At 73.5% G+C, this 1,801-nt stretch carries 1 protein-coding gene; it reads left to right on the forward strand.

Annotation, left to right across the window (positions count from 1 at the left end; all coding sequences use genetic code 11):
• Positions 1-30: 30 nt before the first annotated feature.
• On the forward strand, positions 31-1,801 hold a 1,771-nt coding region (locus ACWIE7_RS19115; protein WP_454070322.1), incomplete at its 3' end, for an outer membrane protein assembly factor BamB family protein.

Genomic DNA, 1,801 nt, shown 5'->3' on the forward strand with positions numbered 1-1,801 from the left:
CACCACACCCGAGAAGCAGGTAGATACCCCATGCACGGAACAGTGCGTGCCCCCGACGGTGCCGGAATCCCCGGTATCGTCGTCACCGACGGCCGCGCCTCGGTCACCACCGACGCCGACGGCCGCTACGACCTCCCCGGCGACGGGAGATTCGTCTCCGTCCGCCGCCCCGCCGGCGTCACCGCCGAACCGTGGTGGCACCGCGTCGCCACGGACGAGACCGGCTCCGCCGGTGCCCCCGCCTCCCCGACCGACCCCGGCGCACCCGCAGCTCAGTCAGCACCCACCGACTTCCTCCTGACCCCGACCCCGCAGACGCTGCCGTACGAGTTCGTCCACCTCACCGACACCCACCTCAGCGACCCGAGCGCCCCCAGCACCCCGCGCCGGGCGGCCTCCCTCTACCCGGAGGGCTCCTCGGCCGACCAGTTCGCGACCCTGCTCGCCGAGCTGCCCAGTCTCGCCCCCGACGCCCAGGCCGTGTTCCTCACCGGCGATCTGGTCGATGAGGGCACCGCCACCGAATACGAGTCCCTGCTGCGGGTCCTGGCCTCCAGCGCGCGGCCGGTCCACGCGATCGCCGGCAACCACGACCACATGAACGGCATCCACGACTCCGTGGTCTCGCCGAACGGCTACCTCACCAACACCGGCGACCCGGCCCTGTACGAGCAGTTCATGGGTCCGCGCTGGTACAGCTTCGACGTGCCCGGCCTCCACGTGGTGGCCATGGACTGGCACACCCACGAGCTCGGGATCGACTCCGCTCTCCAGGAGGAGTGGCTGCGCGGGGACCTGGCCCTGGTCCCGGATGAGATGCCGTGGATCCTGCTGTTCCACGACCAGCCGAGCGCCGCCGTTCTGGACGCCGCGCCGCGCCCGCCGCTGGCCACCTTCTCCGGCCACTGGCACACCTCCCGCGTGGTCCGCATCGACGGGACGCTGCACGTCAACACCCCGCCGACGTTCTTCGCCGGGCTCGACTACACCCCGCCGATGCTCCGCCGCGTCATCTGGGACGGGCAGCAGGTCGCGGTGAACTCCGTCGTCGTCGCCCCCGACACCGCCCGCCCCGTGCCGACGGTGAGCGCCACGGCCACCGTCGTGGGCTCCGGACGCCCCGGCCCCTGGGGACCCGCGCGGTGGGTCACCCCCCTGGCCGGCGCCGCGGTGCGGCAGGGCGTGGGGATCGACGACGACGACATCGTGGTGGGCTCGCAACTCGAGGACGCGGCCGCCGGGTCCGTCGACCTGATCGACCGCTCGACCGGCGAGATCCGCTGGTCGGTCACCACCGCGGCCGCGGTCAAGAGCACCCCCGCGATCGGTGGCGACCTCGTAGTGGTCGCGGACGTCACCGGCGCGGTCCACGCCCTCTCCCGCGGCACCGGCCACCCGGTCTGGACGAGCCCGTCCTCCGATCCGTACCGCCGCTTCGCCTGGGGCGCGCCGGTGATCGCCTCCGACCGCGTCGTGGTGGGCGACCAGGCCGACCTGCGCTGCCTGGACCTGGCCACCGGCGAGGTGCTGTGGCGGCGCACCGACATCGCGCCGCACCACAACCTGTGCAACCATTCCGCGCCGCTGATCGTGGGCGACCTCGTGGTGGTGGGCTTCTGGCCTAGTCCCGATCACCCGCTGGGGATCGACCTGGCCACCGGCCGTGACCGCTGGAACGCCCCCGGGCCGGACGCCGCGGCGCCCGCGGATTCCGCCGCGGTCAAGCGTCTTCTGGTGATGGGCACCGGCGCCCACGACGAGGCCACCGGCGCTGCGATCCTGCCGGCCCACGGCCTCACGC

This window comes from Dietzia sp. NPDC055343 (assembly GCF_053645265.1).